Below are 26,772 nucleotides of genomic sequence, written 5' to 3' on the forward strand. Positions count from 1 at the left end.
AACCGTGTTCCAGATTCTAGGACGCCGGGCCGACTCGCTTCGGATGGGGCTCTACACCAACTTTCTCGACACTACCCTGTTTTGGGCGTGAGACAAATGTCTCACCAAAGTTGAGACACGGCGTTTTCGCAGGAAAACGGGTGCGACTCGGAGCCATCAGGCAAAAATGATCCGCTTTCCTCCGTCCCCAAAGGGGGCAGTCGATGGCGCTCGCCACGAAACCGGCCCGTCTACTACGTTTGACCCGATACCCCTGACCATAGCCGCGTTTCATGAAAAACCGCGGGCAATTTACCTGCGGTTTTGTTTTTGCGTTGTTCGCCATGGTTGAGGGTAGCAGCCTAAACGTAGTAGATGGGCCCATTTCGTGGCAAACGGGTCACGTGGCAGCCCTCGCAAGGCCAAAATGACCCGTTTTCCTCCGTCCCCGGGAGATCAAGGGCTGTTACGGATATGGTGCCATTTCAAAACTATGCCGGATTACGGGGCTAAAGTCGGGACCCTCATCCATACCCTCATTTTTTGAAAAACGGCAGGCTGTCTACCTGCGGTTTTGTTTTTGCGATTTTCTGCATGGTCGGAGATTCGCTATCCAGCCCCGTAATCCGTCATAGTTTTGTTCGCGACGGCACAACCGCGCGTTTAAGCGCGGGGCCGGTGGGGCATTTTTGCCCCACCGGCCCCTATTCCAGCGCTATTCCGGCTTGGTTTCTACTGTGGGAGTCTTGTCCGCTGCGACTGGGGTGCGGGCGGTGTCCATAGTCAGGCAGTGCTTGGGGCAGCTCTCGATGCACTCACCGCACACCACGCAGGCATACGGATCGATCGACCACGTTCCGCCCTTGCGATCGACCGCGAGCGCGCCCGCCGGACAGCGACGCGCACACATGCCGCAGCAAATGCACACGTCCATGTCGTTGACGATATGCCCGCGCAGGCGCTCGGGCGCCGCGAGCTTCTCCTGCGGATAGCACACCGTGACCGGCTGCTTGACCATAGAACCCAAGGCCGTCTTGGCAAATGTCAGTAAACTCATGCCGCGCCTACCTTTCCGTGCAGCTAATGCAGGGGTCAATGGTCAGGATAATCATGGGCACGTTGGCAAGGAGCACGCCCTGCAGCGCATGCGTCAGACCCGCCAGGTTCTGCGACGTCGGCGTGCGCACGCGGAAACGGTCCAGGTTCTTGGTGCCGTTACCGCGCACATAGTAATACGCCTCGCCGCGCGGTTGCTCAATCACAACCTCGCCGCGCGCGCCGTCGGCCGGTGTGAGCTTGGTACGCCCGCCGATGCCGTCGTGCGGAATCCTGCCGACAAGCTCCTTGATAATGTCCATGGCCTGCGTGACCTCGGCGCAACGCACCTGGCAGCGGGCATAGCAATCGCCATCGGTAGCAACGATGGGCTCAAACGCGGCCAGATCCGCATAGGCGCCGTCGCCGAACATGCGCACGTCGTAATCCACGCCCGAGGCGCGGCCGAACGGGCCGACCATCGACAGATCCAGCGCGTCTTTCTTGCTGATCACGCCCACGCCATGCAGGCGCTCGCCGCAGCTGTTGTCGTCCAAAAACGTATGCACCAGGGCCTCGTAGTCGGGGCGCATGGCGTCGAGCGTCTGGACAATACCCGCCAGCTCGGAGTCCTCAATGTCGTGCTTAAGGCCGCCGATCTCGTTGATCGACAGAATCACGCGGCCGCCGCAGGTGCTCTCAAAAATCTTGAGTATCTGCTCGCGCAGGGTCCACGACCGATAGAACAGCGCCTCAAAACCAAAGGCGTCGGCGAGCAGGCCCAGCCACAGCAGATGCGAGTGGATGCGCGAAAGCTCGTGCAAAATGGTGCGGATATACTGCACGCGGCCGGGCACCTCGATGTCGAGCATGCGTTCGCAGGCGCTGGCATAGCCGCAGCTGTGACCCACGGCGCAAATGCCACAGATGCGCTCGGCGATGTAGCCAAACTGGTGCATGTCGCGCTTTTCGGTGAGCTTCTCGAGTCCGCGGTGCACAAAGCCGATCTGCGGAATTGCCTCGAGAACGCGGTCGTCCTCAATCACCAGGTCCAGATGAAGCGGCTCGGGCAGCACCGGGTGCTGCGGGCCAAACGGAATAACGGAGCGATGTGCCATGGACCTTACGCCTCCTTTTTCTGCTTGTCGCGGGCGACCTTGGCGGCAAGCGCCGCGCGGACCTTGGCCGCTTTCTCGGGATCCATGGCGGCGAGCTTTGCCTCCATCTCAGCGGCCTTGAGCGCGGCCTTCGCAGCAGTTTCATCGTGCTGAGCATCGGAGCCGGCAGCCGCAGCGGACTGGGCGCTCGCCGCAGCCGAAGCATCGCCGGCACTCGCAGCGCTCTCCCCTGCAGCAGCCGCAGCCGCGGCGGCCTTCTCGGCAGCGGCCTTGCGCGCCTTGGCCTCGGCGGCGGCACGCACCTTCATGGCTTTCTCGCGCGCGGCCTTCACCTCGGGCGTGATAACGCTCATGGGCTCGGCAGTCGAGACCTGGTAGAAAAAGCCCTTAAAGTCAATCTGCATATCGGTGATGGCAAGACCAAACAGGTCGTGCGCCTCGTTTTCAAACGGGAATACCGCCGGATAGTACGAGCTGATGGACGGAATCTCCTGGTACTGGTCGATGCCCTCAACCACCAGGTTCTCGATCGCATAGCTGCCGTCCTGCGCAATATGCTCCTGAGCAGCACGAACGTCGATAAACGTATAGACCAAGCGATACGATCCGTCGTCCACACAGCGCTCGGCATGCATCTGCACAAAGCGCGCGCCGGTACCTTTGAGCGCCTGCACATGCGGCAACAGTTCATCGATCCCGACGGTGGTATAGATAGCCTTTTGCATTACTCGGCCTCCTTTGCAGTGGCGGGCGTCCCATCAGGCGCGTCGCCGGCCCCCGCAGCCACGAACCCGTCCTCGCCCAACTCGACGCCGCCATCCCAGGTAGCAGCGCCGCCCACGGTAAGCGGGTCACCGCCGGCGCGCATCACGGCCTCCTTCTGATCAAGGATGCCGCACGCCTCCACGATGGCATCGATCACGGTCTCGGGACGAATGGCGCACCCGGGCGCATACACGTCCACGGGAATCGCGCGGTCCACGCCGCCGATCACGTTATAGGCATCGCGGAATACGCCGCCCGAACACGCGCAAATGCCGCACGCCACCACGCACTTGGGCTCGAGCATCTGGCTGTAGATTTGGCGCACGACGGGCAGGTTCTGGGCATTGACCGACCCCGTCACCAAAAAGATGTCCGCATGCTTGGGGTTGCCGGTGTTGACCACGCCAAAGCGCTCCGCATCGAACAGCGGCGTGAGCGAGGCCAGCACCTCGATATCGCATCCGTTGCAGCTCGAGCCGTCGTAATGAATGACCCACGGCGAGCGCGACATTTTATGATCCATGGATGCCGCCTCCTAAATAAACACGTCAACGAGGATGGGCATAAGGTTGAGCAGGCCAAACACCAGCGCCACGCCCCATCCGAGCCTAAAGCAGCTGCGCCAGGTGCTGCGTGCGAAGGTGTTGTCGATCAGGACCTCGACAAAATACGTCGCGGCCATCACGACCAGGGCTACAACCCAGCTCACGGGGTTGTCCCAAACAAAGAACATGCCCACCCACATCAAAAACAGCACGGTCTCGCACCAGTGCATAAGGGTCATCTTGGCCAGCGTGCCGCCGCTCATCTCGGTGGCGACGCCCTGGACGATCTCCTGATGCGCGTGATGCGAGTACGAAAGGTCAAACGGCGACTTGCGCAGCTTGATGGTAAGCACCGCGAGCAGCGCCAGGAAAATGGGCGCGCTGTACACGATGATGGGGGCCGACTGCCCCGTCACGGCGATGGAATCGAAGCTGTCGGTGGCAAGGTACAGGCCCACGCTCATCAGCAAAACGGCGGGCTCGTAACTCATAACCTGCAGTAACTCACGATCGGCGCCAACCTGGGCAAACGGGCTTTGCGTCGAGGCGGACGCCAACACCACAAAGATCGCGGCGAGCGTAACCATAAAGGCGCACAGCAGTGTGTTGGAACCCGACACAAAGATGCCGCCGCCCACGACGGTAAAGATGAGCGCGCACGCCATGTAGGTATCGTCCATGGTATTTACGCTGGCGGGGGCCTTGCGCAGCAGCTTGGCAACGTCGTAGAAGGGCTGCAGCAGGCGCGGGCCCACGCGGCCCTGCATGCGGGCCGAAAGCTTACGGTCAACGCCGTCGATCAGGCCACCCACAAACGGCGCCAGCAAGGCAAACGCCACGGTGCCAATAAAAATGCCCACGACGCCCGAACCTTCAAAATATTTGCCGCGCAGCACCGAGGGCGCGCTCATGGCAAGTCGCTCGGGCCCAATCCACGCGCAACACAGCAGCGCAAACAAGATGATGCTGCAGCACACGACGCTACCCGCGGGGCCAATACGCTTCTCGCCAAGGGCGTCCTCCGAGTACCAATTGCGCTTTTCGGCCTTCACCTCGTGCCCCATCGAGCCGCGGAAATGGCGATATTTGTCGGTTCCCACGCCCGAAAGATATACGTTTACATGCGGTTTGTTGCTCACTCGGAATGAAGTCAGCAGCACCACGGCGATAAACGCCACGATAACCACCATCAGGTACATGGCGTCCTTGCCAATAACGTACGGCACGCGGCCAAACACCATGGCCAAGTAAGGCGACACCAGACCGCTCGAGATAACCGGGAACGCCACGCAGCACAGAATCAGCAGCGCGGCGATGGTGTTGAGGGCCATCCATTCGGTCTTATGGACATTGACCTCAACGTTTTGAGCCGTGGGGTCGACGCCCGAAAGCTTGGCAAGCCACTTGCCCCAGAAGAAAAACGTCGCGGCCGAGCCAAAGGCCAGCACCATGATCATGAGCACGTTGCCAGTCTGCGCGAACGCCACCAGGGCGCCCCACTTGGACACGAGCATGCCAAACGGCGCCACGAACATGCCCATGATGCCCAGCATCATCAGGCGCGTCAGGTGCGGCATGCGGCTGAACATGCCGTCCATGTCCTCGATATTGCGGCTGCCGATATGATGCTCGGCCGTGCCCACGCACAGGAACAGCAGCGACTTTGCCACCGTATGGAACAGGATCAGGAAGATGGCCGCCCATACGGCCTCGGGCGCGCCGACACCCAAGCAGGCACTGATGAGGCCCAAGTTGGAAATGGTGGAGTACGCGAGCACGCGTTTGGCGTTGCTCTGCGAGATGGCCATGAGGGCAGCGAGCAAAAACGTGATGGCACCCACGCTCGTGACCATAAAGCCGGTCACGGGATAGATGGCATAGAGCGGGCTCAGCTTGACCATCAGGAACACGCCGGCCTTGACCATGGTTGACGAGTGCAGCAGGGCGCTCGTGGGAGTGGGGGCAACCATAGCACCGAGCAGCCAGGTATGGAACGGCATCTGCGCGGCCTTGGTGAGCGCGGCGAGCGACAGCAGAACGACCGGCATCACCAGCAGCGCGGATTGCGCGGTTCCGGCGCCGGAAAGCTCGATCATGCCCGAGATGGTCAGCGGCATGCCGTTAACGTGCAGGTACATGAGTCCGGCCAAAAACGCGATGCCGCCCAGCATGTTGAGGATGATCTGGGTGAAGGCGTTCTTGACGGCCTCGGGCGTGCGCGTGTAGCCAATCATGAGAAACGAGCACACGGTGGTGATTTCCCAGCCGCAGAACAGCCACTCAAGGTTGTCGCTCGTCACGATGACGAACATGGCTGAGAGGAACAGGAACATAAGCGCCAGGAACTGCGGGCGACGGTCGGGCGCGGTCTGCCCGCGCAGCGCAGCCTCGTGCTCGTCATGGGCCTGGAAGTCCTTCATATAACCCAAGGCATACACGCAGATCAGGCTGCCGACGATACCGACGGCGAGGACCATGATCACGCTCATGTAGTCCAGGTAGAGCGGCGTCGCCGTGACGGCTTCGGCCGCGGGCAGCGTCATGGCTGCAAAGGCAAGCGAGCCCACCAGCTGGACTATGCCGAGCACCGTGGTGAGCGCGTTCCTATATTTGTACGCGTTGCACAGGATGACGGCGCACAGGATGACGTCGATGACGGAACTGATGATCGAGAGCACATGCGAGGTCCCGGGGGCAACCTCAAAGCTCTGCGGACCCGTGCCAAAAAACATGACGGCGACTACAACTGTCACCGCCATAATAATGCCGGAACCTATGAGCCCCACCGCATCGCGGGCGCGGTCACCGCGCGCGAGCAGCATGCTCAGCGCCGGTACCAGCGGAAACAGGGTAAGGAAATACAGTAGCGTCATACCATCACTCCCCCATGCAAAAACGCTGCAATTGTTTAACGTTATAGCTCAATTGAGGAGCAGCGGCGGCAGGTTTTCGGTCAACTGGGGAGTTTTAGGCGTACGGGGTAAGGGCACGTCCGCTTTGGAGCAGTGGGGCGACGCTCCCCTATCGCAGCGACAGGCGCGCGGGCCACTGCGCGCGGTTTATTGGCCACTTTGGAGGATGTCCCGACAGGCTCGCGCCGGTCCAAAAAGTTGGCGCGGCAAGAAAAATGCGCCCCTGTGGGCGCACCATCCCGTTCGCTATTCCGCCTTTTTAACGCGCGGCTTGCGACCGCGCGGCTTATCGACCAGTGCGGACTCAACGCTCTCGCGGTACTGGCGGCACCAAGCCTTGACCGAAGACTCGCTGGGAATCTTGTGCTTGATCATGGCCTCGCGAACCGTCAAGCCGTTTTCCAGACGGTCCTTAACCACAGCGAGCTTTACGTCGTACGAATAGGTGTGATGATGCGAACCGGCATTGAGAACGGCGTCGGCACCGCCCACGGCATACGCGCGGGCCCACTGACGAGCCGTGGCCTGGGGAATGCCAAGCTCCGCGGCGAGGGCGCGATGACCGACCCCCTCTTGGAGGATCTCGACGGCGCGCTGCCTAACCTCGGGCGCATGCGTGCGAGTCCTAGTTGCTTCCGACATACCTGCCACTTCTTAGCCTTAACCGTTAATCTGCCTTCTTACGTGCAAGTTAGATAGTAGCATTTTACTGTTTGCTCAAAGCAGTTAATTAAAATAGACGCGGCATTATCTGGGCATTTGGCACCAAATTACGACATATCTTTATCGATTATTTACGCTGGTAGCTGACTCGCAGCTAATCGTCATTCGCTTGTCAACAAAATTGGCATCTCTTTATGTCCTTTGGTATAGAGGATATGGTTATTAACCCCTCCCCCAATAATTTTGAGTGATCCGCAAGGCAGTGGACGTCCTCACTCCTCATGATTACCTCGCATTGCTATCCACCGGAGTAAAACAAAAAGGGCGGGACCTGCTGCGCTTGCAGGCCCCGCACCGGTTGACACCCGACGGGACACAGCCGGGCGAGACGGATCCGTGCTACCGCCCCGCCTGGCCGCGATGTTCAACTACAGCTCGTTGGCCGCGTGATATGCCGTGCGAATGGCGCTCGCAATGTCGGCGGTGCGCTCGCCCGAGCAGTCGCCCACGCGGGTCACGGGCACCGTCACGCCATCCAAGTCAAACGCGTTGGCCTTGGAGCCCACGGCCATCACCACGTAATCGCAGGCGATTTTTACCGGCTCCTCGGCGCCGTCCTCGGTGGTGTGAACAGCCTCCACGCCCTCGTCGGTAATGGCGGTCAGGCGGGTCTTCACGTGCTGCTCCACGTTGTGCTCGGCAAAGTCGCTCATAATCAGCGGCAGAATGGTCTCGGACTCGCCCGCGGCAATCTTGTCGAGCATCTCCACGATCGCCACCTCGCAGCCGTGCTGCAGCAGGTATTCGGCAGTCTCGGTGCCCACCAGGCCACCGCCAATGACAGCGACGCGGCCCGTAAGCTCCACCTTGCCGGCCAGCACGTCCCAGCTCGAGACGACCTTGTCCGAATCGGCACCCGGAACGGGGATGACCACGTCGTGCGCGCCCACGGCCACAATCGCGGCGTCGGCGGCGTTGAGGTCCTCAGCGGTAGCGGCATGGCTGAGCTCAACCTTCACGCCCAGACCAGGCAGAATCTTCTCGTAATACTCGACCGAGCGCATGATCTCGTCCTTGCGCGGAGGCGCAGCCGCCAGCACAATCTGGCCGCCCAAGTGATCGCTCGCCTCGTAGATGGTCACGTCGTAGCCGCGCTTGGCCGCCACGCGTGCGGCCTCCAGGCCGGCAATACCGCCGCCCACCACGGCGATCTTCTTGTCGCCCTCGCCCGGCTTGATGGCGATGGTCGCCTCGTCACCGTTCTCGGCGTTGAGCACGCACGAGATGTACTTGCGGTTTTGGATCGCGTCGACGCAACCCTTGTTGCAGTTGAGGCACTCGCGGATGGGCTCGCCCGTGGCGGCCTTCAGCGCAATGTCGGGGTCGCACATGAGCGAGCGGCCGTAGGCGATGATGTCGGCAGCGCCGTCTTCCAGAATCTTCTCGCCGGCCTCGACCGAGACCACGCGGCCGACGGTTGCCACCGGCACGGAGACCAGGGCCTTGACGCGCTCGGCCACGGGCAGCGTCCAGTTGTAGGGCATGGCGCCCATGGGCGGAATGGTGTCGCCCATGTTGCCGGTGTGGTTTGCCTGTGCGACCTGGATCATGTCGATGCCCGCACCCTCGAGCAGCTTGGCGAACTCGCATGCCTCGTCGGGCTGCAAGCCACCCTTGCCGCGCGGCGTGCCATCGGGGTTCTCCATGATCACGGGGAGCTTGTACTCCACCATCAGCTGCGGCGCGGCTTCCTTAATGGCAGCGACGACCTCCAGCGCGTAGCGAACGCGGTTCTCGAACGAACCACCGTACTCGTCGGTGCGCTGGTTGAGGATGGCCGAGCACAGCGAACCCACCAGGCGGTCGCCGTGGACCTCGATGGCGTCGATGCCGGCCTGCTGCGCGCGGGCGGCCGAGGCGGCGATGGCCTCCTTGATCTGGGTGAGCTGCTCTACGCTCGCCTCGTTCACAAAGTGCTGCATGTCGTGGTGCAGCTTGGCGTATGCCTGATTGCGGATCTCGTTGGACTCGGCCATCTTGGCGGCAAAGGCCTCCTCGTCGCCGGCGGCCTTGGCCTCCTGCGCGGCCTTGGCGGCGGCCATGGAACCCATGACCATGCGGCCGACACCGGGCACGTCGTACTCGGGGTGGAACAGCTGCAGCGCGACCTTGGCGCCGTGCTTGTGGACGGCATCGGCCAGGGCCTTAAACGTGGGGATTTGGGCGTCGGTCGCCAGCTTGGGCGTGGGGCTTGCGGTCATGACGGGAGCAACGTCGCCGATGACGATGTAGCTCACGCCGCCACGGGCCAAGCGCTCGTAAAAAGCCAGGCTGCGCTCGCCGATGGAACCGTCACGCTCCTCGTAGCCGGTGGTCAGCGGCGGGAACATAATGCGGTTTTTGAGCTCAAGGGGGCCAACCGTAATGGGCTGGAGCAGCTTGGATGCAGGTGCGGTCATGGACATTCCTCTCTTGTAGGCGCGGCGGCGATGGTGCCGCGTAGTTGTCTAGAGGATATGGCATGGGAATACAACAGCGCAACGGAAATCGGCGGACAGCAGGTAGCGGCAGGTGGATGGGGATGGGCGGGGCGGCCCGTCGGTTTATCTCAATCTGTAACAGTTACGCGGCAAAACTGGGTCTTACTGTTACAGATCGAGACAAACCAAACCCGCTTGCTAGAAAAACTCAATCTATAACAACAACTCGGCAAAATCCGTCCCTCGTGTTACAGATTTAGACAAACACGACCCAACGCACCGGTATATCTCGATCTGTAACACCTAGCCGCCCAAATCGGGTCTAGATGTTACAGATCGAGATTTTGTTTGAGAGGCCGAGAATTGGACCGAAAACACGGTCCCGAAATAACAAAAAAGCTCGCCGGCTAGGCCGACGAGCTGCAAGTTCTTGGTCGCGGGGGCAGGATTTGAACCTACGACCTCCGGGTTATGAGTGGCATTTTCTACGTAGGCCATGCAAACGCACGAGAGTTGATTAGGGGTATTTACCTCGTAAGACGGTAACGGGAAGTAATTCTAGGGAGCCTGTGGTAGTCCGTGGGAGCGGACCTGCTGCCACAAATCCTGCCACAGGCTCTGCCACAACTAGCATAAGGATTACTTCCATGAACGAAAAGACGAACGTTGTCCAGCAGGACTGCAACGAGCACCACGCTCCCATGGGACGCCGCAAGCGCATCTACGTCCGCGTGACCGAAAAGGAGCTTGCCCGCATCCGCGCGCGTGCGCGCAGGGCGGGGACGAGCATGTCTGCCTTCGCGCGGATGAGACTGCTTGGCGACGCCGAGGCCCGTCCCGCGCTGGACATCGACATCGCCGAGCTCCGCAAGGCGTTCGCGGATTTGAAACACGCCGGGTCGAACTTGAACCAATGCGCTCGCGCACTCAATACCTTCGGGGCAGACGGAGACTCCGCCGCCAACACCGACCGCGCGGTGCACCGCGTCTCCGCAGCAGCGGACAACATCTGCGCGCTTATCGCCGCGGCGCGCAGTTAGGGGGAGAAATGGAAATCCTCATCCCCTCCCTCGTCAGCGCTCTGGTGCTCGGAGTGCTTTGCTGCCCCGCCCTTGCCCAGCCAGCGGAATGCCTTTTGAACGGATACGGCGTCACCGCCATCCCCACTTTCGACCTCACCGTCGCTCCCGATTGGTGGCTGTCGGGCGGTTTCGCCGCCCATCCGACTGGCACCATCGCCGTCCTCGCATTGCTCTTCCTCATCTCCCTGCTCTTCTTCGCAACCGAGAACGCCAAGGGCCGCGCCGAGGACGGCGGCGTCTTGGGGAGCGCCCGCGTCAAGGAGGGCCGAGAGGTCGTGAAGGGCTCCATGACGTGGGATGGAAAGAGCGAGCCGAAGGGACGCGGCTACGTCTACGGCTTCTCTCGCGGCCTGTACCTCTTCGAGCCCGACCGACACGTCATATGCATCGGCCAGACCGGCTCTGGCAAGACAAGGTTCCAGAATATCCCGAGCCTCGACCTGCTCACCTTCGGCGAGAGCGCCGAGAACGTGGTGATCTCGGACGTGAAGTCGGAGCTCATCGAGCTGTGCGGCGGAGCCATCGAGGCGCGCGGCTACGACGTCCTGCTCCTCGACACGCAACACCCGTATCGCAGCTCGCGCTTCAACCCGCTCAAGCTCATCGTCGAGCTGGCGAGCCATGGCGATTTGCAGGCCGCCGAGCAGGCTGCGGAGGACTTGGCGTCGGCGATAGTTCCCGCCGAGCGCGAGGGGCAGGGCTCCCACTGGGTGAACTCGGCGAGGGGCCTCTTCTCCTCCATCGCCTACTATGTCGCCACCAGCCCCGACTGCCCGGACGACTGCCGCAACATGGCGACCGTGTGCAGGGTGATCAACGAGGGCACCGAGGCCGAGGGGGCCGACCCCGCAGCCCCGCTCAAGGCGCTCCTGCGCTCGCTCCCCCACGACCACCCGTCGCGCATCTTCGGCTCCCAGTTCCTGAGCAGCGGCGGCAACGAGATGCGCAGCGTGCTGTCCACGCTCAAGGTCAACCTGCGCATCTATGCCTCGGGCCCCATCGCCTGGCTCACCTCCGGGGACGATATCGACGTGCGTCGCGTCCTGACTGAGAAGACCGCGCTGTTCCTCCACGTGATGGACGAGGGGAGCCCCTACAACCGGCTGTTCGAGGTGCTCTTCGACCAGCTCTACAAGGCCGTGTACGCCATAGCCGACTCCAACGGCGGAAAGGTCCCGAGGAAGCTCACCATCCTCGGCGACGAGTGGGGCAACCTCGGCGCGGTCAAATGCCTACCAGCCCTGCTCTCCCTTGGTCGTTCATATGGCCTGAGCTGGTGCGGAAGTGTGCAGAACATCTCCCAGCTCAATAAATATGGAGAGCGCGACGGTCGCCGAAAGATCCTCGCCAACTGCTCCGTAAAAGTCTTCCTCAAGCTGGGCGAGGAGGAAGACAGACGCTACGCGAGCGAGCTTGTCGGCAAAACGACCCGGCACACCATGGGCACGAGCTCGAGCAGGGGCGCGTCCTCATCGAGCACCACGAGCTACAGCGAGCACGCCGACGACGTGATCCGTCCGCACGAGTGGGTGGAGATGGCGCCCGACAGGGACGGGGCCATCGTGGTGAAGCAGGCTGTGAACGGCCTGCCCGCATCGCGCGCGGGCGCGTTCCGCGCGCCGCTGGCCGACTGCACCAAGACGCCCACGAAGGCACACTTCGGTCTCGGCACCGAGGAGGAGGACGCCGCGAAGCGCCTCGCCTACCAGAGGAAGCTCGATGAACGCGGCTCGGGCGCGCTGGCAGACGTCCGGACATGGTGCCCGGACTTCCCAGAAGCGTGCGTCCCCGCCATCGACGAGGACGAATGGGGCGCGCTGTAGCCCCGGAAAGGAGGAGGATGACTGCCGTGAAGCAAGTGTCGGTCTGCAGCGAGCGCCACCTGAGGAACATCAAGTCCTATCTGGACTGGAACCGTGAGAAGGTGCTGGCGCACGACACCCAGAACATCATCGAGGAGGGCAGGTGGTTCGAGGAGATGCACGCCACTCGCGAGCAATTCCACCACAACGAGCCCGGAAAGGCCGGCGCGCGCTGCACATACATGCAGCACGTCACCCTCAACTTCAATCCGGACGAGTGCAGCTGCAACGGCGGCAAGATGACGCCCGAGCTCTGCATGGACTACGCCCGCGATTACATACGGACGCGCTACGGGGACCACGAATGCGTCCTCGTCCTGCACCGGGAGCACTGCAAGACCGACGGCACCGACAGGTTCGCCGCCCATGTGGCCGTAAACAGGAGCAATTTGTCCACCGGGTTGCGCCTCAACGAGGGCCCTGCTCGAGTGGCGGCGAAGTCGCGCGCCGAGACCGTACGTGCCCTCGACGAGAAGTACGGCCTCAAACAACTCGAACGCGGCAAGGCTAACTCCCGCGCGCACGGCAGGCAGCCCGGCGCGGCCGAGCGCGACATGGCCCGCAAGGGTCAGGCCGAGCGCTCCGAGAACGAACGCGTTAGGCGCACAGTCGCCAAGCGCATCGAGGAGGTGGGGCGCGTGCCCGACTGCCCCGACCGAATGGCGGAGCTCTCGCGCCGCCTCGCACAGGACGGCATCGAGCTCGGGCGCTCGAAGGGCGGCGACCTCCAGTACCGCTTCCACTCGAAGTCGCTGGGCGGCGAGCGCAAGGTGAACGGGGTGAGGCTGGGCTACGTCACGCACCGCAGGACGGGGCGCACGATCCGGTTCACCTATCACGGGGTGATGCGCGCGATAAGGCTCTGCATGCAGCTGTACCGCACCATGGACTACATCACGCGGGACATGTAGGAATCAGAGACCCGCCAGCGCAACCCGCCCGAAAACACCCATGAACGACGGCAGCAGGAAAAGCAAATGGCCTCCGGAGGAATCCTTTGCGGACCTCCCCCGGAGGCCTCTGCATTTGTTTATCTGCTAATTCTGCAGAGTCCGCTACTTCCTGCGACGCAGCGCCTCTCCAAAGGCGGCGACCGCCGCACCGGAGGCGGTCATGATCCCGAGCGTGAACGCCGGGTCACCCGTGGCGGGGAGACTCCCGCCCGCGCCTTCGGTCTTCCCGCCGTTTGCCGCAGACGGCCCCTGCTCGAGCCTCGCGATCGACTCCGTGCGCGTGACGCCGCACCTTCCGCACGTGAACGTCCTCGCGCCCTCCGCGCTCTCGGTCGGCTCGGCGGTCACCACGCCCTCGCCCCACGCGTGACCCAAGGCGGGCAGGGCCTCGGTGCGCTCGGCACCGCAGATTGCGCAAGAGTGCTTCCTGATGCACTCTGCGGTACAGGTCGCCTCGGAGACCGACTCCCAAGGCCCGAACTCGTGCTCCTCGCCGTCGATCGCGTGGAACGCAAGACCCTCGTTCCCCTCGGGGTTCAGCTCAAGCCAATGCTCGACGTACTGCTCGGCGGCGGTTCCCCTGTAACCCACGATCAGGCACGGATCGAACGAATCGTAGTAGATCCCGGGGGAGGTCTCGTAGGTATCGCCGATCTGGACGACGGACTTCGGGAGATAGACGCGTTTCAGGTTCGCGCACCCGTTGAAAGCGCCATTGGGAATCCACGTGACCCCCTCTTCGATGACGACGGTATCGACGCCGACCCCGTAGAACGTCGCGTTGTGCCCCTCCTCGAACTTCGACCCGCCGGGTATCACCAGCGTTCCGCCCAACTGCGAGCAGCCCGCGAAGCAGTCGCCGCCCCACGTGACGTTGTCAGGAAGGACGATGGACGTGATGCCGGTGTTCGCGAAGGCGCTGTGGTTCACGGCCTCGAGGCCGTCGTTGAGGTGGACCTCCGTCAGACTCCTCGTTCCGCTGAAGACGTCCCACCCGATGGTCTTCAGGGTCGAGGACGCAGTGAACTTGGTGAGGTTCGGGTACTCAATCGGGCTGACCCCGTAGGAGCTGGAGGCGAACGCGCCGTTCGGGATGGCGGTGACGCCCTCGGCAAGCCTCACCTCGCGAATCCGCTCGGCGTACCGCCCCCACTCGTACCTGAGGTCAGAGGGCTTAGAGACGTCCTTCTCAATAGTCAGGACACCGTCCGCGTCAAGCGTCCACCCATCGCCGGCGGCGATCCCCTCAGTTCCAGCTCCCGCAGACGCGGGGGAGCCCTCCATCGCCAAGACGACCCTCTGGTCTTGGGCAAACGGGACTTCGAGAGCCCCGGCTTCCGCCGCCAGGGCGGCAGTGGGCCCCGCCGCAAGCGTAGCGACCAGAACGACAGATGCTGCGATCAGCGGGAACGCGCCACCAGAACGCCTATTTCCCATCATAACCTCCTGTTCAAGGGGCGGCATGCGCCCCGAGCGGCACAACAAACGGCAAAGGCCCTTACCCCTGAAACGCCCTCTCGTCGGAAAATCGAATGGTGCCATCCAAGGTGATTGACGGCCCGTTCTCGTAGACCTGCAAGGTGAAAGGTACAGACTCCCCGCCCACTGTGAGGGTTCCCGTGTAGAGCGGGACCATCGACGAGCCGCTCCGCGACGCCGTGAACGACTCGACCTCAACCGCGCACTCACCCGAATGGTCGCGCGCGACCCACTTGCTCTCATCCGGAACTTTGTTGAACCTCGCGCTCTCGTCGTATTCGCCCTTTTCGAACTCAACCTTGCCGCCCTTGAAGGAAATGGCCTCATCCGCCTTGCGGACGTTACCGTCTGCCTCCAGGCGCCACTCCGTCGATTCGAGGAGCTTGCCCACGCGCTCCCCGGAACCGCTCAAGAATTCGTCGCGATACTCGACTGCCTCCTCTTCGGTCGGGTAGTACCGCTCCCCAAGGTCCTCCCAATCAGACTGCACGTACGCGTCCTCGCCCTCGACCCTCTTCAAGGTCATTGACTCGTAGCCGGGAAGCGCGATCACCACCGCATCATCATCCTGCGACCATGTGCCCGACAGCTCTTGGTCGCCGACGTAATTGCAGGTTTCCCCATCCGTGAACGTTACGCTCTGCATTTTCCCCGAACTCCATGCGGGCGCGCAGTAGAGCGTCTTCCCCTCCAGCCCGCCGGATCCGCTTTCACATCCCGTCAGCACCATAAGGCCGGCGAGGGCGACCGATGCCGCGCCGCCAACGAAGCTCCTCCTCGATATCATGACTCTTTCTCCTTCCGCGCTCGTCCAAACAACCCTGATGCCGTGCGCGCTCGCCACCAAGAACGCCTCGCCAAATATGGCTCAGCAGCAGGCCGACGCACCCATGGCGACGGAATCGCAACGAAACTGTGTGCGGTTCCCCTCAGACAGCCGTCCAACAAGGTCATTGTACGTCAGATTGTCACTTATATAGGGGTGACTTAAATAGGACATGAGCGAACCATTGGTACCGATGAACGGAAGGTGCCGATGACTCAGCTTGGTCCCAAAATGCGCGTCGGGCTCCGCATCAAGGAGCTCCGAAACCGCCTTGGCGTGAGCCAAGAGGCGTTCGCGTACTCGATAGAGATGTCGCGCACGTACTTCGCGGAAGTCGAGACCGGCAGGCGCAACGTCTCCATCGAGAACATCGACCGAATAGCAGAGGGTCTGGGCGTCTCACTCAAGGAATTCTTCGACGCCGAGATATTCGGCAGCCGCAAATAAGCAACCTCTACATCGCCGACCGAAATGGGCCGATCACCTTTGACGGGGCGACGCGTCCATTCCCGAGTCGCGCGCCGGACCGTAATCGAAACCGACATCCATGGCGCTATCAACAATGCGAGTGAAAGCCGCAGTTTTCATGCAAACGAGGCGGCCTGCCGTCGAGACCGATTGATGGGAGCGAGCCGTAGCGAGCGGTCCATCACCCGGCGGGAGCGAGCCGTAGCGAGCGGCTCGCCCTCCCCTGCGCCCGTGCGCAGGGCAAAATCATTGCGGTGGGCAAATCGGAGGAACGACGGTTTGTACGTCGCAATGCATATCTTGCCATCCCATCGGGATGGTGAGCGGAGGGCTTCCGAAGGCGACCCCGAGGGAGCGTTCGGAAGCCCGGAGCGAGAGCCGACGGCGCGCGACACGGCGGAATGGTGGAGACCTCTGGGAGCCACCGAATGGAGCCGTTCGCGGGCCGTCGGCGGCGTGAGCGGAGCACGGTCGGAAGGCGACCCTGGGGGAGCGTTTCGACCGTGCACAGCGAGAGCGAGGCAGAAGTGACGGATCCCCGCATCCGAGCGCAGGCCGAGCGGGCGCAGGGCCCCTTGCGGGCCCGGAGCACCGCGCCGGGAGGCGCGGCACCCCGTGGCGGTCACAGCGAAATCCAGCCCTCGGAGCGCACTGGATCGCGGACCGCATTTACCTCGGTGTCGTAGACGAAGCCGCTGAGGCCGTATTCCAATACCGTGTCCAGCAGCCCCATGGCCTTGTCGGGGTCGTCGCTCGCCCCGTAAGTGACGCCGTCGCACAGGGCGCTCCTGAATGAGTGGAGCAGGCTCCTCTCGTAGACGACGTAACGGCCCCCTTCTCTTCCAACTTCATTTCCATTCATCCTTCCTCTGCGACGGGCGGGGCCGCATCGGCCCCGCCTCGCCGTCTCTAGCGCCTGACCTCGCGCACGGGCGCGGGCTCAAAATGCTCGTCGCGCTCGATAACGCTAAAACCCTTGGCGTGGTTCAGCGCCTCGAACTCAGGGATGGAGAAGTAGCCCCACTCGTCAGCGAAGCCCTCGACGAGGCCGAACGCCTCGCCCGTCGCGGGATCGTACTCGGTCACGTACCACGTCCACGTGCTCACGCTGCTAAATAGCTTCACGCGGGCGGTGGGATCCCCCTCGTCCTCGGTCGCGTACAGCGGCGGCACCGTCGCCGCCACCCCCTTCGGCATAAGCTCCTGCATATCGGTCTCCCTTCCGGCCATGTCGGCCAATCCTCTCCGCCTCGCAGGCAGAAGCCGCAGGCGCTGCTTGCCGCGCCTACGGCTTCTTTCCTGAAGCCACGAGCTGGAGCCCGCACGGGTCAAGGGGGCTGCACGGCAACCTCCACCAACCGAAGCGAAGCGCAGGTTTGTGCGGGGTTCCGTGCGGCCCCTTGACGCGCGCGGGCGGAGGCTCCACCGGGTGCGGCCTCTGGCACGGCCTCCCCTGCGGGCACGCATGCCTCGGCCGCGTCCGGACGAAGGCCTACAATCGCCCCGAAGGGAAGTGATTGGGTTGTTCAAGGGAAGGGACCTGTCAGGCACGTGCGGGATACCGCGCGAATGCGACCGAGTCTACGTGGGGGTCGAGTGTCCGCCGAAGGGCCTCAACGACGATGTCGATGTGCCCAAAAGGCTCATATGGCCAGACGGAAGGAGCTGGCCAATAAAGTCAACCGCCCGCCACGTTACGCACGGGCGGGTGGTGTTCGGCAACCTCGTGGAGAGGTTCGACGTGTTCATGGGCCACACGGGCGAGCTCAAGACGATATGGCGTCAGGACGGGCGCTGGTTCGTCGGGAAACCCAGCGGAGGAATCGCGCGCCCGAAGAGGCGCTAAAGCCTCTCGAAGCCCCTCCTTATCAGCTTTGCCATGAGAATGCGCCTCCTATAGAGAAAGCGCTCGTAGTCCAGCCCCTCGAACTCGATAGGGAGGGCGTGCTCCTCGCAGGTGCGCTCGTAGGCGTCGTATCCGAGCTTCTGCTTGAACCTCGGCACGTAGTCGAGTGGGGAGTCGTCTGAGATCTCGATGTTGGTGCCGTAGTCCACGAGAGCGAAGTTCGCACGTGCGCTGCGCTTCTCTTTCTGCCCGATGGACTTGAGGTAGTTGTCCGGGAATAGGTGATGTTTGTCGAGCGCCCTCTTCGTGCCCGACGCGCTCGGCAGCAGAAGTTGGGAGAGCGGGGTCGTGCCGAACAGAGACTTGCAGCCGAGGACGACTTGCGCCGCCACGAACCCGTTCCACGTGGGGCCAACGGCATCGTTTGCGTCGAGGTCGTTCGGCAGGGTGATTGAGAAGTAGTCGTCCGTGAGGAGCGAGGCGACCGACCGCTCGAAGTACTTTTGGAAATCGTCCGCCTCGCCCAATTGCGAGATCTCGGTCAACTGGCGCTCGAAGGCGGTCTCGAAGCCCCCGACGTAATACGAGGTGATGGAGCACGCAAAGAACCACCTGCGTATGAGGCGGCTGATCTCGCCGTGCTTCATCCCGAACTCGCGCTTGCCGATGAGGTAGAAGGCGTAGGTGAAAAACAGCGCATTCGCCGAGCTGATCTGGCTGGGCGCGACGTAGCCCGCCTCACCCAGAAGGTTGATGAACGAGTGCCAGTTGTTGAGATCGAGCACCTGGTCGAGGGCGACGCCGAAGCGCTCGAAGTTCTCGGCACGGGTCTGCGCGCTCGTCTCCTTGGTCTTGAGGTCCTTGCCCCTCAGGATCTGGTAGGCATAGCGAAGCCTGCCGCGCTTGAAACCGACCGCCACCGCCGTCCTGATGACGCTGGTCGGGGAGACAGCGATGAGTTGGTTGTAGGAGGTGCCGCCCATGGGGATGCGGCTGTCTGCGCAGAAGCGCTCGATGCGCTCCCTCATGGCTGGCTCATACACCGACAGGAGCGTCATGATGAAGTCGTCCTGTTTCAACGCCTGTCCCTGAGAGTTCACGCGGACGAATATGTCGGACACGGTCTCCTCGTCGGCGTCGGCGGTTATCCTGAGGACCGGCAACAGGTACCTTTCGAGGCCGAGGAGGGCGGTGAGGCCCCTCTCGATGGCGTCCTCGGCGGGGTCGTCGAGCTCGGGCTCGCCCTTCTTCACGTTTGACTCGTTGAGCGCCTTGATGAACGCGCGTCTGTAGGAGCTGAACGCGTTTTCCCGGTTCGCCCCGAACACGTCCGAAACGCACGACACGAACCTCGGGTCCCTATCAGTCGATGCATCGGCCACCTTGAACTCAGCCGTCACCGGGTTATAGGCGATTCTGATGGGCCGCGAGCCGAACGAGCTGTCCCTCACCTCGACGCCGTAGAAAACCGCGAGCAGGGCGGTGAGGCGCTGCTGCCCATCGATAACGAGCTCCTTGGGGACGGCGTAGACCTTATCGTTGTCACCGATCTGCGACTTCTTCGACACATCGTCGGCGGGCGGCTCCCATAGCATCACGTACCCGATGGGATAACCCTTCAACATGGAGTCGAGAAGATCCCTCACCTTGTCGTTCTTCCACACGAACGGCCTCTGCAGGTCGGGCAGACCGATCTTTCCCGTGATGACGTCCTTGAGGACGTTGCCGACCTCAAGGGTGATGGGGTTGTAAATCGAGTTCGCCACGGGTGCTACGCTCCAGTCTTCTCTGCATACAGCTTGAACAGGTGCGCGACTATCTTCTCCTCGTCGCCGTTGAAGTCGACGCCGTAGGCGGCCTCGACAGCCGCGTCGAGCTCGCGATGGGCGCGCATGAGGTCAGGGAAGAACGCTTCGTTGTCCGGGCTATACATCTCGGCAAGCGTCGCCCCTTGCTGCGCTTCGCGCACATCCAATACGGCCCGTGCGCGCTGTTCCACCTCTTCTTTAACTTTGTCCGAGGGCTCCGGCCAAATGAAGTTGTTGTACACAATGGTGTTCGAGTACTGATAGTCGCTTTTCAATCGTCCAGCAACTTGTCTCATCCATGCGTTGTGAAATTGGCTTGCGATAATCCCGAAGTCATATATTTCTGCACCCTCAACGAAGAAGAGCTTGTTCCCCGGGATGGTTCCATCAGTTATGTAGCCAACTGGAACATACCTCCTCCTACCAGATGAGACTTGAGGAACAGCCAGATAGGCCCCTTCCTGCGGCACCTTCAGCTCATCGAACTCCCAAGGCTTCTCAGCTCTTTTGCGCGTACCGGCACGCGGAGATGCGGCGCGTCGAGAACGAACTTCTTCGAATCTATCCTTGATTCGAGATGGTAGCTTACTGAGCTCCACCCCAGACACACCCGCAAACCAAAGGCAGTAACGCCGGACGCCCTTAATGAATTCTGCGCCCATGGAAAACGGCCTGATGTACTTCCTCATCTCCGGGTAGTCCCTCTGAAGCTGGCTGGCTTCCTCTTCATCGAGCGTCAAGAATCCCCAGTCGCCAGCACCACCGCCCCTGGACATCCCCGGAACGTTGCATACAGGGCGAGAGCTCTTTGCAACAAATACGTTGGGAGCATCTGCGAGGTATCCGTTAATATGATTTGCCTTTCTCCCCCCTAGCGCATCGAATATCAATGGCGAAACATTGTCTTGCCGGGAAAAACCAACGACAACCACGTGCACATTCGCCTTATCGGAAGCCTCGGAGTTCCAGACGAAAGTCTTATGGGCGAAATCGATAGAGACTCCGTCCTCAAATAGCGGCCTCCACAGCGGCTCGACCTGCTGACCTTGGCAGATGGAATTGGTGGACACGAAGGCGCAGCGCGTGTGCGACCCGCGCGTAAAATCCGCGGCCTTCCTGTACCAGCAGGCCACGTAGTCAAGGACGCCGCCAGACTTGCCAAAAATGTCGGCTCGGTCTCTCTTTTGGGCGTCGTTGAGGTTCGAGTAGCCGATGAACGGCGGGTTGCCGACGATGTAGTCCAGATCGGCGGCGGGTACGGCTTCGGCCCAATCAACGCGTAGAGAGTTGCCGTGGATGATCGTCCCGTACTCCTTGAGCGGCAGCTCGTCGTAGACGCGCTTGACCACCTTGGCGGTGTTGATGTCGGCCTGCTTCTCGGCGATCCACAGGGCGGTGCGCGCCACGCAGCAGGCGAAGTCGTTGACCTCGATGCCGTGGAAGTTGGCGAGCGTCACCTTGACGAGGCTCTCCTCCTCCGCCTCCTCGAACGAGATCTCGGACTGACCGCCACGTTGCAGCTCCATGAGGACCGTGTTCTCCAGCCTGCGCAGGCACATGTAGGTCTCGGTGAGGAAGTTGCCCGACCCGCACGCGGGGTCAAGGAACGTGAGGCTCCCCAGCTTGTCGTGGTAGGCGCGCAGGGCTCGGGTGCGGGCGCTCGGGTTCTGCTTCGCGAGGATGTCGTCGAGCTCTTCCTTCAGCCCGTCTAGGAACAGCGGGTCGATGACCTTGTGGATGTTCTCGGGGCTCGTGTAGTGCATGCCGCCGGACCGGCGCGTGTCGTGGCTGAGCGCGCCCTCGAAAATGGAGCCAAAAACGGTGGGGTCCACGCCCGACCAGTCGAACTCCTGACAGCCGGAGACCAGGATCTCGTAATGAACCTGCTCGTTCAGCTGGGGTATCTGGATGCGCTCCCGGAACAGCCCGCCGTTCATGTAGGGGAAGCGGGCGAGGAGCTCGCTGGGGTACTCCTGCTTGCGAGCCTCGTCGTCGGTGTCGAGCCACCCGAAGAGCTCGATGAGCGCTCCGCGCAGGTGCCCGCCATCGACAGAGGCAACGTAATCCCGGAAGAGCCCGGGCTCGATCAGCCCCGCGTCCTCGCAGAACATGAGGAACATGAGGCGGGTGCAAAGAACCGAGAGGGCGTGGTGGCTCTCCTCGCTGTCCGGGTCGTGGTACAGGCCCGCGATCTCGTTGTGGATCTGGCCCATGATGCGCCCCGCCTCGATGGAGACGGCGCGTTGGACGCTCCTAGGAGCTGACCCCCCGTTGAGAAACTTGAGGGCGGGGAGGTTCTTGGGGAGCTCCTCCAGCTCGAGGCGCAGGTACTCGTCACCGGTGCACAAGGGGTTGACGTTGCGGTCGTACACGCGGATCTCGCGGAAGTTGCAGGCTATGACGTAGCGGGGCTGCTGGTTGAGCGGCAGGCCGACGGCATAGCCCCTGCCCTGCTCGGCGGGGGTGACCTCGCGGCCCTGGCGGACCTCCTTCTTGTCGAGGTCGATGCCCCTGCCTTTCATCTCCACGAGCGCGCTGGCGCTGGGGATGAGGACGTCGATGTAGCCCGCGTGGGTCGAGCCGGAGTCGGTGTGCACGGGAACCTCGAACTTCAAGCGCTCGATGGCGTCCTCGACTCCCAGCACGTTCTGGAACAGGTCGATCCAGTAGGAGCGGCCCTCCTGCGTCTCGTCGCCCCTGCCCGCCCAGCGCTTGGCGAACGCCTCGGCATCTGCCTTAGTCCCTGCCATGGACACCTCCGTAGAACTAATCTCCCCCAATTCTAAAGCAGGAAACGCGTATCACGTCCTCTTACTCGGGCCAACGAATCGGGACGAAGTGTTGTTTGACCAGCCTGTCGTCTCTTCCCACATAATTGCCAAGAGAAGCAATGATTCTGTTGGCCATTGAGGTTGTATCGTGAATGTCTGCACCCGCCTTCACGAGCGAGTTGCAATATTCCTCAAGTCCATATTGGGTGGTATAGATGGTAGGCAGCATATGGCCCCAGCGCTTATCGACCACCTCGCGGACGACCGAACATTCTTCCCTTCCCTGCCTTACGCACGAGCCCAAATCGTCCAAGACAAGAAGGGGACAGGTCGTCAGGGGCTCGATAAGCCGCCATTTATTCCCCTCGCCGTAAAGGCCTGAACCCATCCACGTTCCGTGGACCAAATCGGAAACAGCCACGAATTTGCAACCATCGGCCAAAGATTCGGGCTCCCCCGACGCTTCAACAATCCCTTTAACCGCCCATGCCGCCGCAGTGCTCTTGCCTGCGCCGCTCCCGCCGCTAAGCCACAACGAGGAAGTCCCCTTTCCAGAGTATCCCTCTACCCAATTTTTCACTGCCAGAGGAATGCGACACTCGTCAAAGCCCTCGGACGCCATGACCTTGACAACCACCTCGGGCACGCCCGCTTTCGCGAGCTTCTCTTCGAGGTCAAACTCCTTCGCCCTACCGCCATTGCCCGCACATCCCATCTTCTTCATTTGGGCGGCGAGGTCTTCGCTGGAGATTGTGTTCTTCACGACGACAAGCTTCTCGTTCACGGCATCTCCCCATCCACGCGGTCCAGCAGAGAAATCAACGGGTCATATTTGGGCCCCTCTTTGTCGGTATCTGAATTGAATTCTTTCCTATTTGTTTTGGGACCCAGGGTTCCGATTTGCTGTATAGGCGGCTTCCCATTTGAAGCCTTGTAACGTGCAGCACCGCTCGTCTTCAACAGGTCGTCCGCTTCACATTTGAACTTCGAGAGGCTTGTCAGGTGGAACACCGTCCCACCGCCGTTACCGCGCCTCGTCTCGAAACTGATAATCCCGTTTGCCTTGAGGGCATTGGCGGCGGTCCACAGTGTCCTCCGGCTTACGCCGAGTTTTTTCGACAGCAGCTCCATGCTGATTCCGATGTTGTTGTCGCAAGTGCGAACGCGAGAATGGAGCCAAAGGTACAATGCGCCAGCGGCGCCACCGCACTTTGCGAGCTTTGGCGCAACCACGTCCGCCTCAGACTCGTAGTTCCTTGTCCAAACCCCGTCCATGAAGCAGTTACTCCTCACAAGCACTCTCGGAGTTGATGTACTCGCGCAGCCACTCTCGGCGAATACGGTAATAACGGCCACAACGAATGGCACGAAGCTTGCCCTCGCGGATATATGCGCAAACAGTCTTTGGATGAAGGCCGAGGTATTCAGCAACGTCTGTGACATGCAGAACGTCCGGAAGGTAGGGTTCGCAACGGTCAAACTTTCCCATTTTAATCTCCTGAAATGGATTGTCTTTTATTTTCCGTCCATCTTGTGTTATCATAGCCACAGAGTAAATGTCAAGACTTGGATTGGTTTTTCGAATGAGTCCACTTTCTTTATATGAAAAGCTACCACTTGGGTACCGAGAGAAGAAAAAGCTTGACGTGCAGAGCGTGAGGCCATGGCTTCGCTACGACTTCGATCGCCTGTGGGGCACGACCCTCAGCGGAGAGCGCTTCGCCTATTATGTCGAGCGTGGCGAACCGACCGTCATGCGCTTTGAGCATCTGGAAAACGAGTTCTTCGCCAATGACTTGCAGAAAGTCAACGTCAATCGCACGGACAGTATCGTCCGCTTCTGCAGCAAATACGGCTTCCCTGTATCCAGCGGTTATGATGGTGCCCAGCGCCTCGCTTGGTATCGCCGTCGCTTCCGTCCATCAATTGCGGGCTTTCGCCCACTTCGCAGCATTCTTGAGTTCGCTTCTCCCGCTGGAGCTGCTGCGGGCATTTCGTTGTATGAGGCAGCGGAGGAAAACGTCGATGAATCCCTGCTCGGGAAAGGCCCGTACCTTCTTTCAGAAGAGGCCCGGCGTATCCACCTTAACGACCGCTCGGTCGTCGGCGCCATATCCGAGGCCGAGATCGTCCAGACCATTAGGGCATTGCAGGTGTCCACGTCCCTGCTTTCTGCAATCGGGTACGCCCTAGATCACCCTGACGAGTGGGGCGCCACCACCGTAGCCGACTACCTTTGCGAGCGAACCCACATGGCACAGAACGGGCCAACGTTCTTCCTAATCCCGGATTCGGGAGAGCTGTTGAAACATTCCCGGCTCAAATCCTACGATACGCTTATTTCTGATGACGCAGAATTCCGCTCTAGGGCCAATGCTGCGACAGCGGCGGGAATGGACGCTCGTGGCATATACACTTCGAGCCTCGGACAGGCCCTCGTATTTGCCTCAAATAGATGCATGGATTTTCTCATCTCCTCCCTGTCCTCTTATTCAGCCGAGCTAGATGAGGAGCGACTCGATGCGAGCCGACAGGGCATCCATGACATCGGGTCCTGGAAATCTGCCGAGCTCAAATTCCGCCGTATGCTTTCAAAAGACAATCTCGACGACGGCACATTTGGATGCCTACCCGAAGCAATCATCTCCCAGTTCGGCCTCCTCTATGACGACCCCGCCGAATGGCGCATATGCGACAACTGCGGGCGGATCTTCAAGAAGTACCGCGAAGAGAAGCCGGGCAAGGTGATCCAGAAGACCCGCTTCTGCAAGCGCAGCTGCGCAAACGCCTACAGTAAGAAGAAGTCCAAAGGGCTCATTACCGAGTAATCGGTTTGAGATAGAACTATCCGCCCTCAACGCACTTTAAGGAGGTGAACAGATATGAGAACAGTCAGCGAAGGCTACGCCCCCGTGAAGCGCGGCAAGGACTCTTGGCTGCTCAGAGTCAGCGTGAGCGAGGACGGCAAGCCCTCCAAGCGCCTGAGCAAAACCGTCCACTGCCGCACCAAGACCGAAGCAAAGCGCCTGCTGGACGAGTGGCGCGTGGAGCTCATGACCGCACGCTCGCGCGTTGACCGCTCCAACATCACCCTTGAGGAGTTCCTGCGCGACCACGTCGCCTACCTGCACGATGTGAAGCACCTGAGCGCCAACACGATTCGCGGCTACCGCGACATCGTCGAGACGCGCTGGGCACCGAGACTCGGCACGACCCTGCTAAAGGACTTGAAGCCCTACATGATCGAGGACCAGCTGGCGTGGATGCGCCAGAGCGGCGGTCTCAACGGCAAGCCCCTCTCTGGCAACACCTGCCAGAAGGCCCTGTCTTTCCTGAAGACCGCGCTCAAGCGCGCCCGCCGACTCGAATACATCGAGTCCAACCCCTGCGAGCTTGTGGACGTCCCGTCCAAGGAGAAGAAGGAGGTTCGGGTCATCGATGAAGGCGAGGTGTCCCGCATGAAGGTCGCCCTGCTCGGATGCCCGGACTACCGCTTCGCCGCCGCCACGAACCTCGCGCTCGACACGGGCATGAGGCGCGGCGAGCTGTGCGCCCTCCGATGGCGCGACGTCGGCCTCGATGAGGGCGTCATCCGCGTCCGCCGCGCACTCGCCGAGGCACGCGCGACGGACACCTACTGCGGCGAGACCCTGGAGGAGAAGCTGCCCAAGAGCAACCGCTCGTACAGGGACATCACCATTCCCGAGGGGACGGTCGAATTCCTGCGCCATCACAAGCAGATGCAGCTTTATCGCCTGATGTACAACGACATCGAGCAGGGCGAGGACACACCCGTGTTCTGCAGCGACCTCGGCGAGCTCTACCGCCCGTCGAAATTCACGAGCGATTTCAGCCGCTTCGCCCAGCACAAGTCATTCGACCTCACGCTGCATGGAACTCGCCACACCCACGCCTCTCTGCTTCTGAAAAAAGGCGTTCCGATCCAGTACGTATCCAGCAGGCTCGGCCATGAAAGCATTGAGATTACGTACAAGATCTATGCGCACTTCCTGCCGGGAGACGACGGTGGTTCCTCGGAGAAATGGGGCGATTTGGCCGAGCTGCCGAAGGATATCTTCGGCCTTCTTCCCGCTGCCTGATTCTCAACGTTTGCCATGGGTTACTGCCACAAATCTGCCACAAGCCCCAAAACGGGCTGCCACAACAAGAAAAAAGGCCA

The 26,772-nt window shown here is 61.5% G+C and carries 22 protein-coding genes; 7 read left to right on the forward strand and 15 right to left on the reverse strand.

The genetic code is table 11. The features are described 5' to 3' along the window. Positions 1–694 precede the first annotated feature (694 nt). The 7 genes from ACESUZ_RS07585 to bilR form a co-directional block, all read right to left on the reverse strand. Entirely contained in the window at positions 695–1,036 is a 342-nt protein-coding gene (locus ACESUZ_RS07585) for a 4Fe-4S dicluster domain-containing protein (RefSeq protein WP_055251494.1), read from the reverse strand. 7 nt (positions 1,037–1,043) lie between these two features. Continuing rightward, positions 1,044–2,132 (reverse strand): hydrogenase large subunit, encoded by a 1,089-nt coding sequence (locus tag ACESUZ_RS07590; protein WP_373199358.1) that lies wholly within the window; start codon positions 2,130–2,132, stop codon positions 1,044–1,046. Between the two features lie 5 nt (positions 2,133–2,137). Beyond that, complete coding sequence (locus ACESUZ_RS07595; RefSeq protein WP_055285356.1) at positions 2,138–2,857, reverse strand: NADH-quinone oxidoreductase subunit C; 720 nt, start codon at positions 2,855–2,857, stop codon at positions 2,138–2,140. Then, positions 2,857–3,420: an NADH-quinone oxidoreductase subunit B family protein gene (locus ACESUZ_RS07600; protein WP_373199359.1), complete on the reverse strand. Its 564-nt coding sequence runs from the start codon at positions 3,418–3,420 to the stop codon at positions 2,857–2,859. The genes ACESUZ_RS07595 and ACESUZ_RS07600 overlap by 1 nt, the downstream gene beginning before the upstream one ends. A 12-nt stretch (positions 3,421–3,432) precedes the next feature. Beyond that, positions 3,433–6,315, reverse strand: a complete 2,883-nt coding sequence (locus tag ACESUZ_RS07605; RefSeq protein ID WP_373199361.1) for a proton-conducting transporter transmembrane domain-containing protein — start codon at positions 6,313–6,315, stop codon at positions 3,433–3,435. A 285-nt stretch (positions 6,316–6,600) separates the two neighbouring features. After that, positions 6,601–6,996: a helix-turn-helix domain-containing protein gene (locus ACESUZ_RS07610; RefSeq protein WP_373199363.1), complete on the reverse strand. Its 396-nt coding sequence runs from the start codon at positions 6,994–6,996 to the stop codon at positions 6,601–6,603. Between the two features lie 449 nt (positions 6,997–7,445). After that, on the reverse strand, positions 7,446–9,476 hold the full coding sequence (bilR, locus tag ACESUZ_RS07615; RefSeq protein WP_373199365.1) for a bilirubin reductase, long form: 2,031 nt from the start codon (positions 9,474–9,476) through the stop codon (positions 7,446–7,448). Between the two features lie 668 nt (positions 9,477–10,144). Here bilR and ACESUZ_RS07620 point away from each other — a divergent pair. The 3 genes from ACESUZ_RS07620 to ACESUZ_RS07630 are packed head-to-tail and all read left to right on the forward strand — an operon-like array spanning position 10,145 to position 13,352. Beyond that, positions 10,145–10,537, forward strand: a complete 393-nt coding sequence (locus ACESUZ_RS07620; protein ID WP_373199366.1) for a plasmid mobilization protein — start codon at positions 10,145–10,147, stop codon at positions 10,535–10,537. Between the two features lie 8 nt (positions 10,538–10,545). Then, complete coding sequence (locus ACESUZ_RS07625) at positions 10,546–12,402, forward strand: type IV secretory system conjugative DNA transfer family protein (RefSeq protein WP_373199368.1); 1,857 nt, start codon at positions 10,546–10,548, stop codon at positions 12,400–12,402. Between the two features lie 17 nt (positions 12,403–12,419). Beyond that, on the forward strand, positions 12,420–13,352 hold the full coding sequence (locus ACESUZ_RS07630) for a relaxase/mobilization nuclease domain-containing protein (protein WP_373199370.1): 933 nt from the start codon (positions 12,420–12,422) through the stop codon (positions 13,350–13,352). A 144-nt stretch (positions 13,353–13,496) separates the two neighbouring features. Here ACESUZ_RS07630 and ACESUZ_RS07635 read toward each other — a convergent pair whose 3' ends face one another. Together ACESUZ_RS07635 and ACESUZ_RS07640 are read right to left on the reverse strand one after the other, a co-directional pair. Next, entirely contained in the window at positions 13,497–14,858 is a 1,362-nt protein-coding gene (locus ACESUZ_RS07635) for a leucine-rich repeat domain-containing protein (protein ID WP_373199372.1), read from the reverse strand. Between the two features lie 34 nt (positions 14,859–14,892). Next, on the reverse strand, positions 14,893–15,660 hold the full coding sequence (locus tag ACESUZ_RS07640; RefSeq protein WP_373199374.1) for a hypothetical protein: 768 nt from the start codon (positions 15,658–15,660) through the stop codon (positions 14,893–14,895). 249 nt (positions 15,661–15,909) lie between these two features. Here ACESUZ_RS07640 and ACESUZ_RS07645 point away from each other — a divergent pair, with 249 nt between their 5' ends. Beyond that, entirely contained in the window at positions 15,910–16,146 is a 237-nt protein-coding gene (locus ACESUZ_RS07645) for a helix-turn-helix domain-containing protein (RefSeq protein WP_373199376.1), read from the forward strand. Between the two features lie 930 nt (positions 16,147–17,076). Here ACESUZ_RS07645 and ACESUZ_RS07650 read toward each other — a convergent pair. After that, positions 17,077–17,397 carry a DUF2958 domain-containing protein gene (locus ACESUZ_RS07650; protein WP_373199377.1) on the reverse strand — a complete coding sequence of 107 codons (321 nt, stop codon included), beginning with the start codon at positions 17,395–17,397 and terminating at the stop codon, positions 17,077–17,079. A gap of 292 nt (positions 17,398–17,689) precedes the next feature. Between ACESUZ_RS07650 and ACESUZ_RS07655 the strand changes: the two genes are divergently transcribed. After that, positions 17,690–18,013, forward strand: a complete 324-nt coding sequence (locus ACESUZ_RS07655; protein WP_373199379.1) for a hypothetical protein — start codon at positions 17,690–17,692, stop codon at positions 18,011–18,013. Here the strand turns inward: ACESUZ_RS07655 and ACESUZ_RS07660 are convergent. From ACESUZ_RS07660 to ACESUZ_RS07680, 5 genes are all read right to left on the reverse strand, one after another. Next, on the reverse strand, positions 18,010–19,779 hold the full coding sequence (locus ACESUZ_RS07660) for a GmrSD restriction endonuclease domain-containing protein (protein WP_373199381.1): 1,770 nt from the start codon (positions 19,777–19,779) through the stop codon (positions 18,010–18,012). The genes ACESUZ_RS07655 and ACESUZ_RS07660 overlap by 4 nt on opposite strands. A gap of 5 nt (positions 19,780–19,784) precedes the next feature. Further along, positions 19,785–22,571, reverse strand: coding sequence for a DNA methyltransferase (locus ACESUZ_RS07665; RefSeq protein ID WP_373199383.1), 2,787 nt, complete (start codon positions 22,569–22,571; stop codon positions 19,785–19,787). 61 nt (positions 22,572–22,632) lie between these two features. Beyond that, on the reverse strand, positions 22,633–23,376 hold the full coding sequence (locus ACESUZ_RS07670) for a P-loop NTPase family protein (RefSeq protein ID WP_373199385.1): 744 nt from the start codon (positions 23,374–23,376) through the stop codon (positions 22,633–22,635). Then, positions 23,373–23,723, reverse strand: a complete 351-nt coding sequence (locus ACESUZ_RS07675) for a hypothetical protein (RefSeq protein ID WP_373199387.1) — start codon at positions 23,721–23,723, stop codon at positions 23,373–23,375. The genes ACESUZ_RS07670 and ACESUZ_RS07675 overlap by 4 nt, the downstream gene beginning before the upstream one ends. Before the next feature lie 151 nt (positions 23,724–23,874). Then, positions 23,875–24,135, reverse strand: coding sequence for a helix-turn-helix domain-containing protein (locus tag ACESUZ_RS07680; protein WP_373199389.1), 261 nt, complete (start codon positions 24,133–24,135; stop codon positions 23,875–23,877). A gap of 40 nt (positions 24,136–24,175) precedes the next feature. Between ACESUZ_RS07680 and ACESUZ_RS07685 the strand changes: the two genes are divergently transcribed. Both ACESUZ_RS07685 and ACESUZ_RS07690 read left to right on the forward strand, forming a co-directional pair. Next, positions 24,176–25,420, forward strand: a complete 1,245-nt coding sequence (locus tag ACESUZ_RS07685; protein ID WP_373199390.1) for a hypothetical protein — start codon at positions 24,176–24,178, stop codon at positions 25,418–25,420. Positions 25,421–25,474: 54 nt separating this feature from the next. Next, positions 25,475–26,692, forward strand: coding sequence for a tyrosine-type recombinase/integrase (locus tag ACESUZ_RS07690; RefSeq protein ID WP_373199392.1), 1,218 nt, complete (start codon positions 25,475–25,477; stop codon positions 26,690–26,692). Positions 26,693–26,772: the final 80 nt, after the last annotated feature.

It is taken from the genome of Collinsella aerofaciens ATCC 25986 (assembly GCF_964239575.1).
GTDB classification, from domain to species: domain Bacteria; phylum Actinomycetota; class Coriobacteriia; order Coriobacteriales; family Coriobacteriaceae; genus Collinsella; species Collinsella aerofaciens_BQ.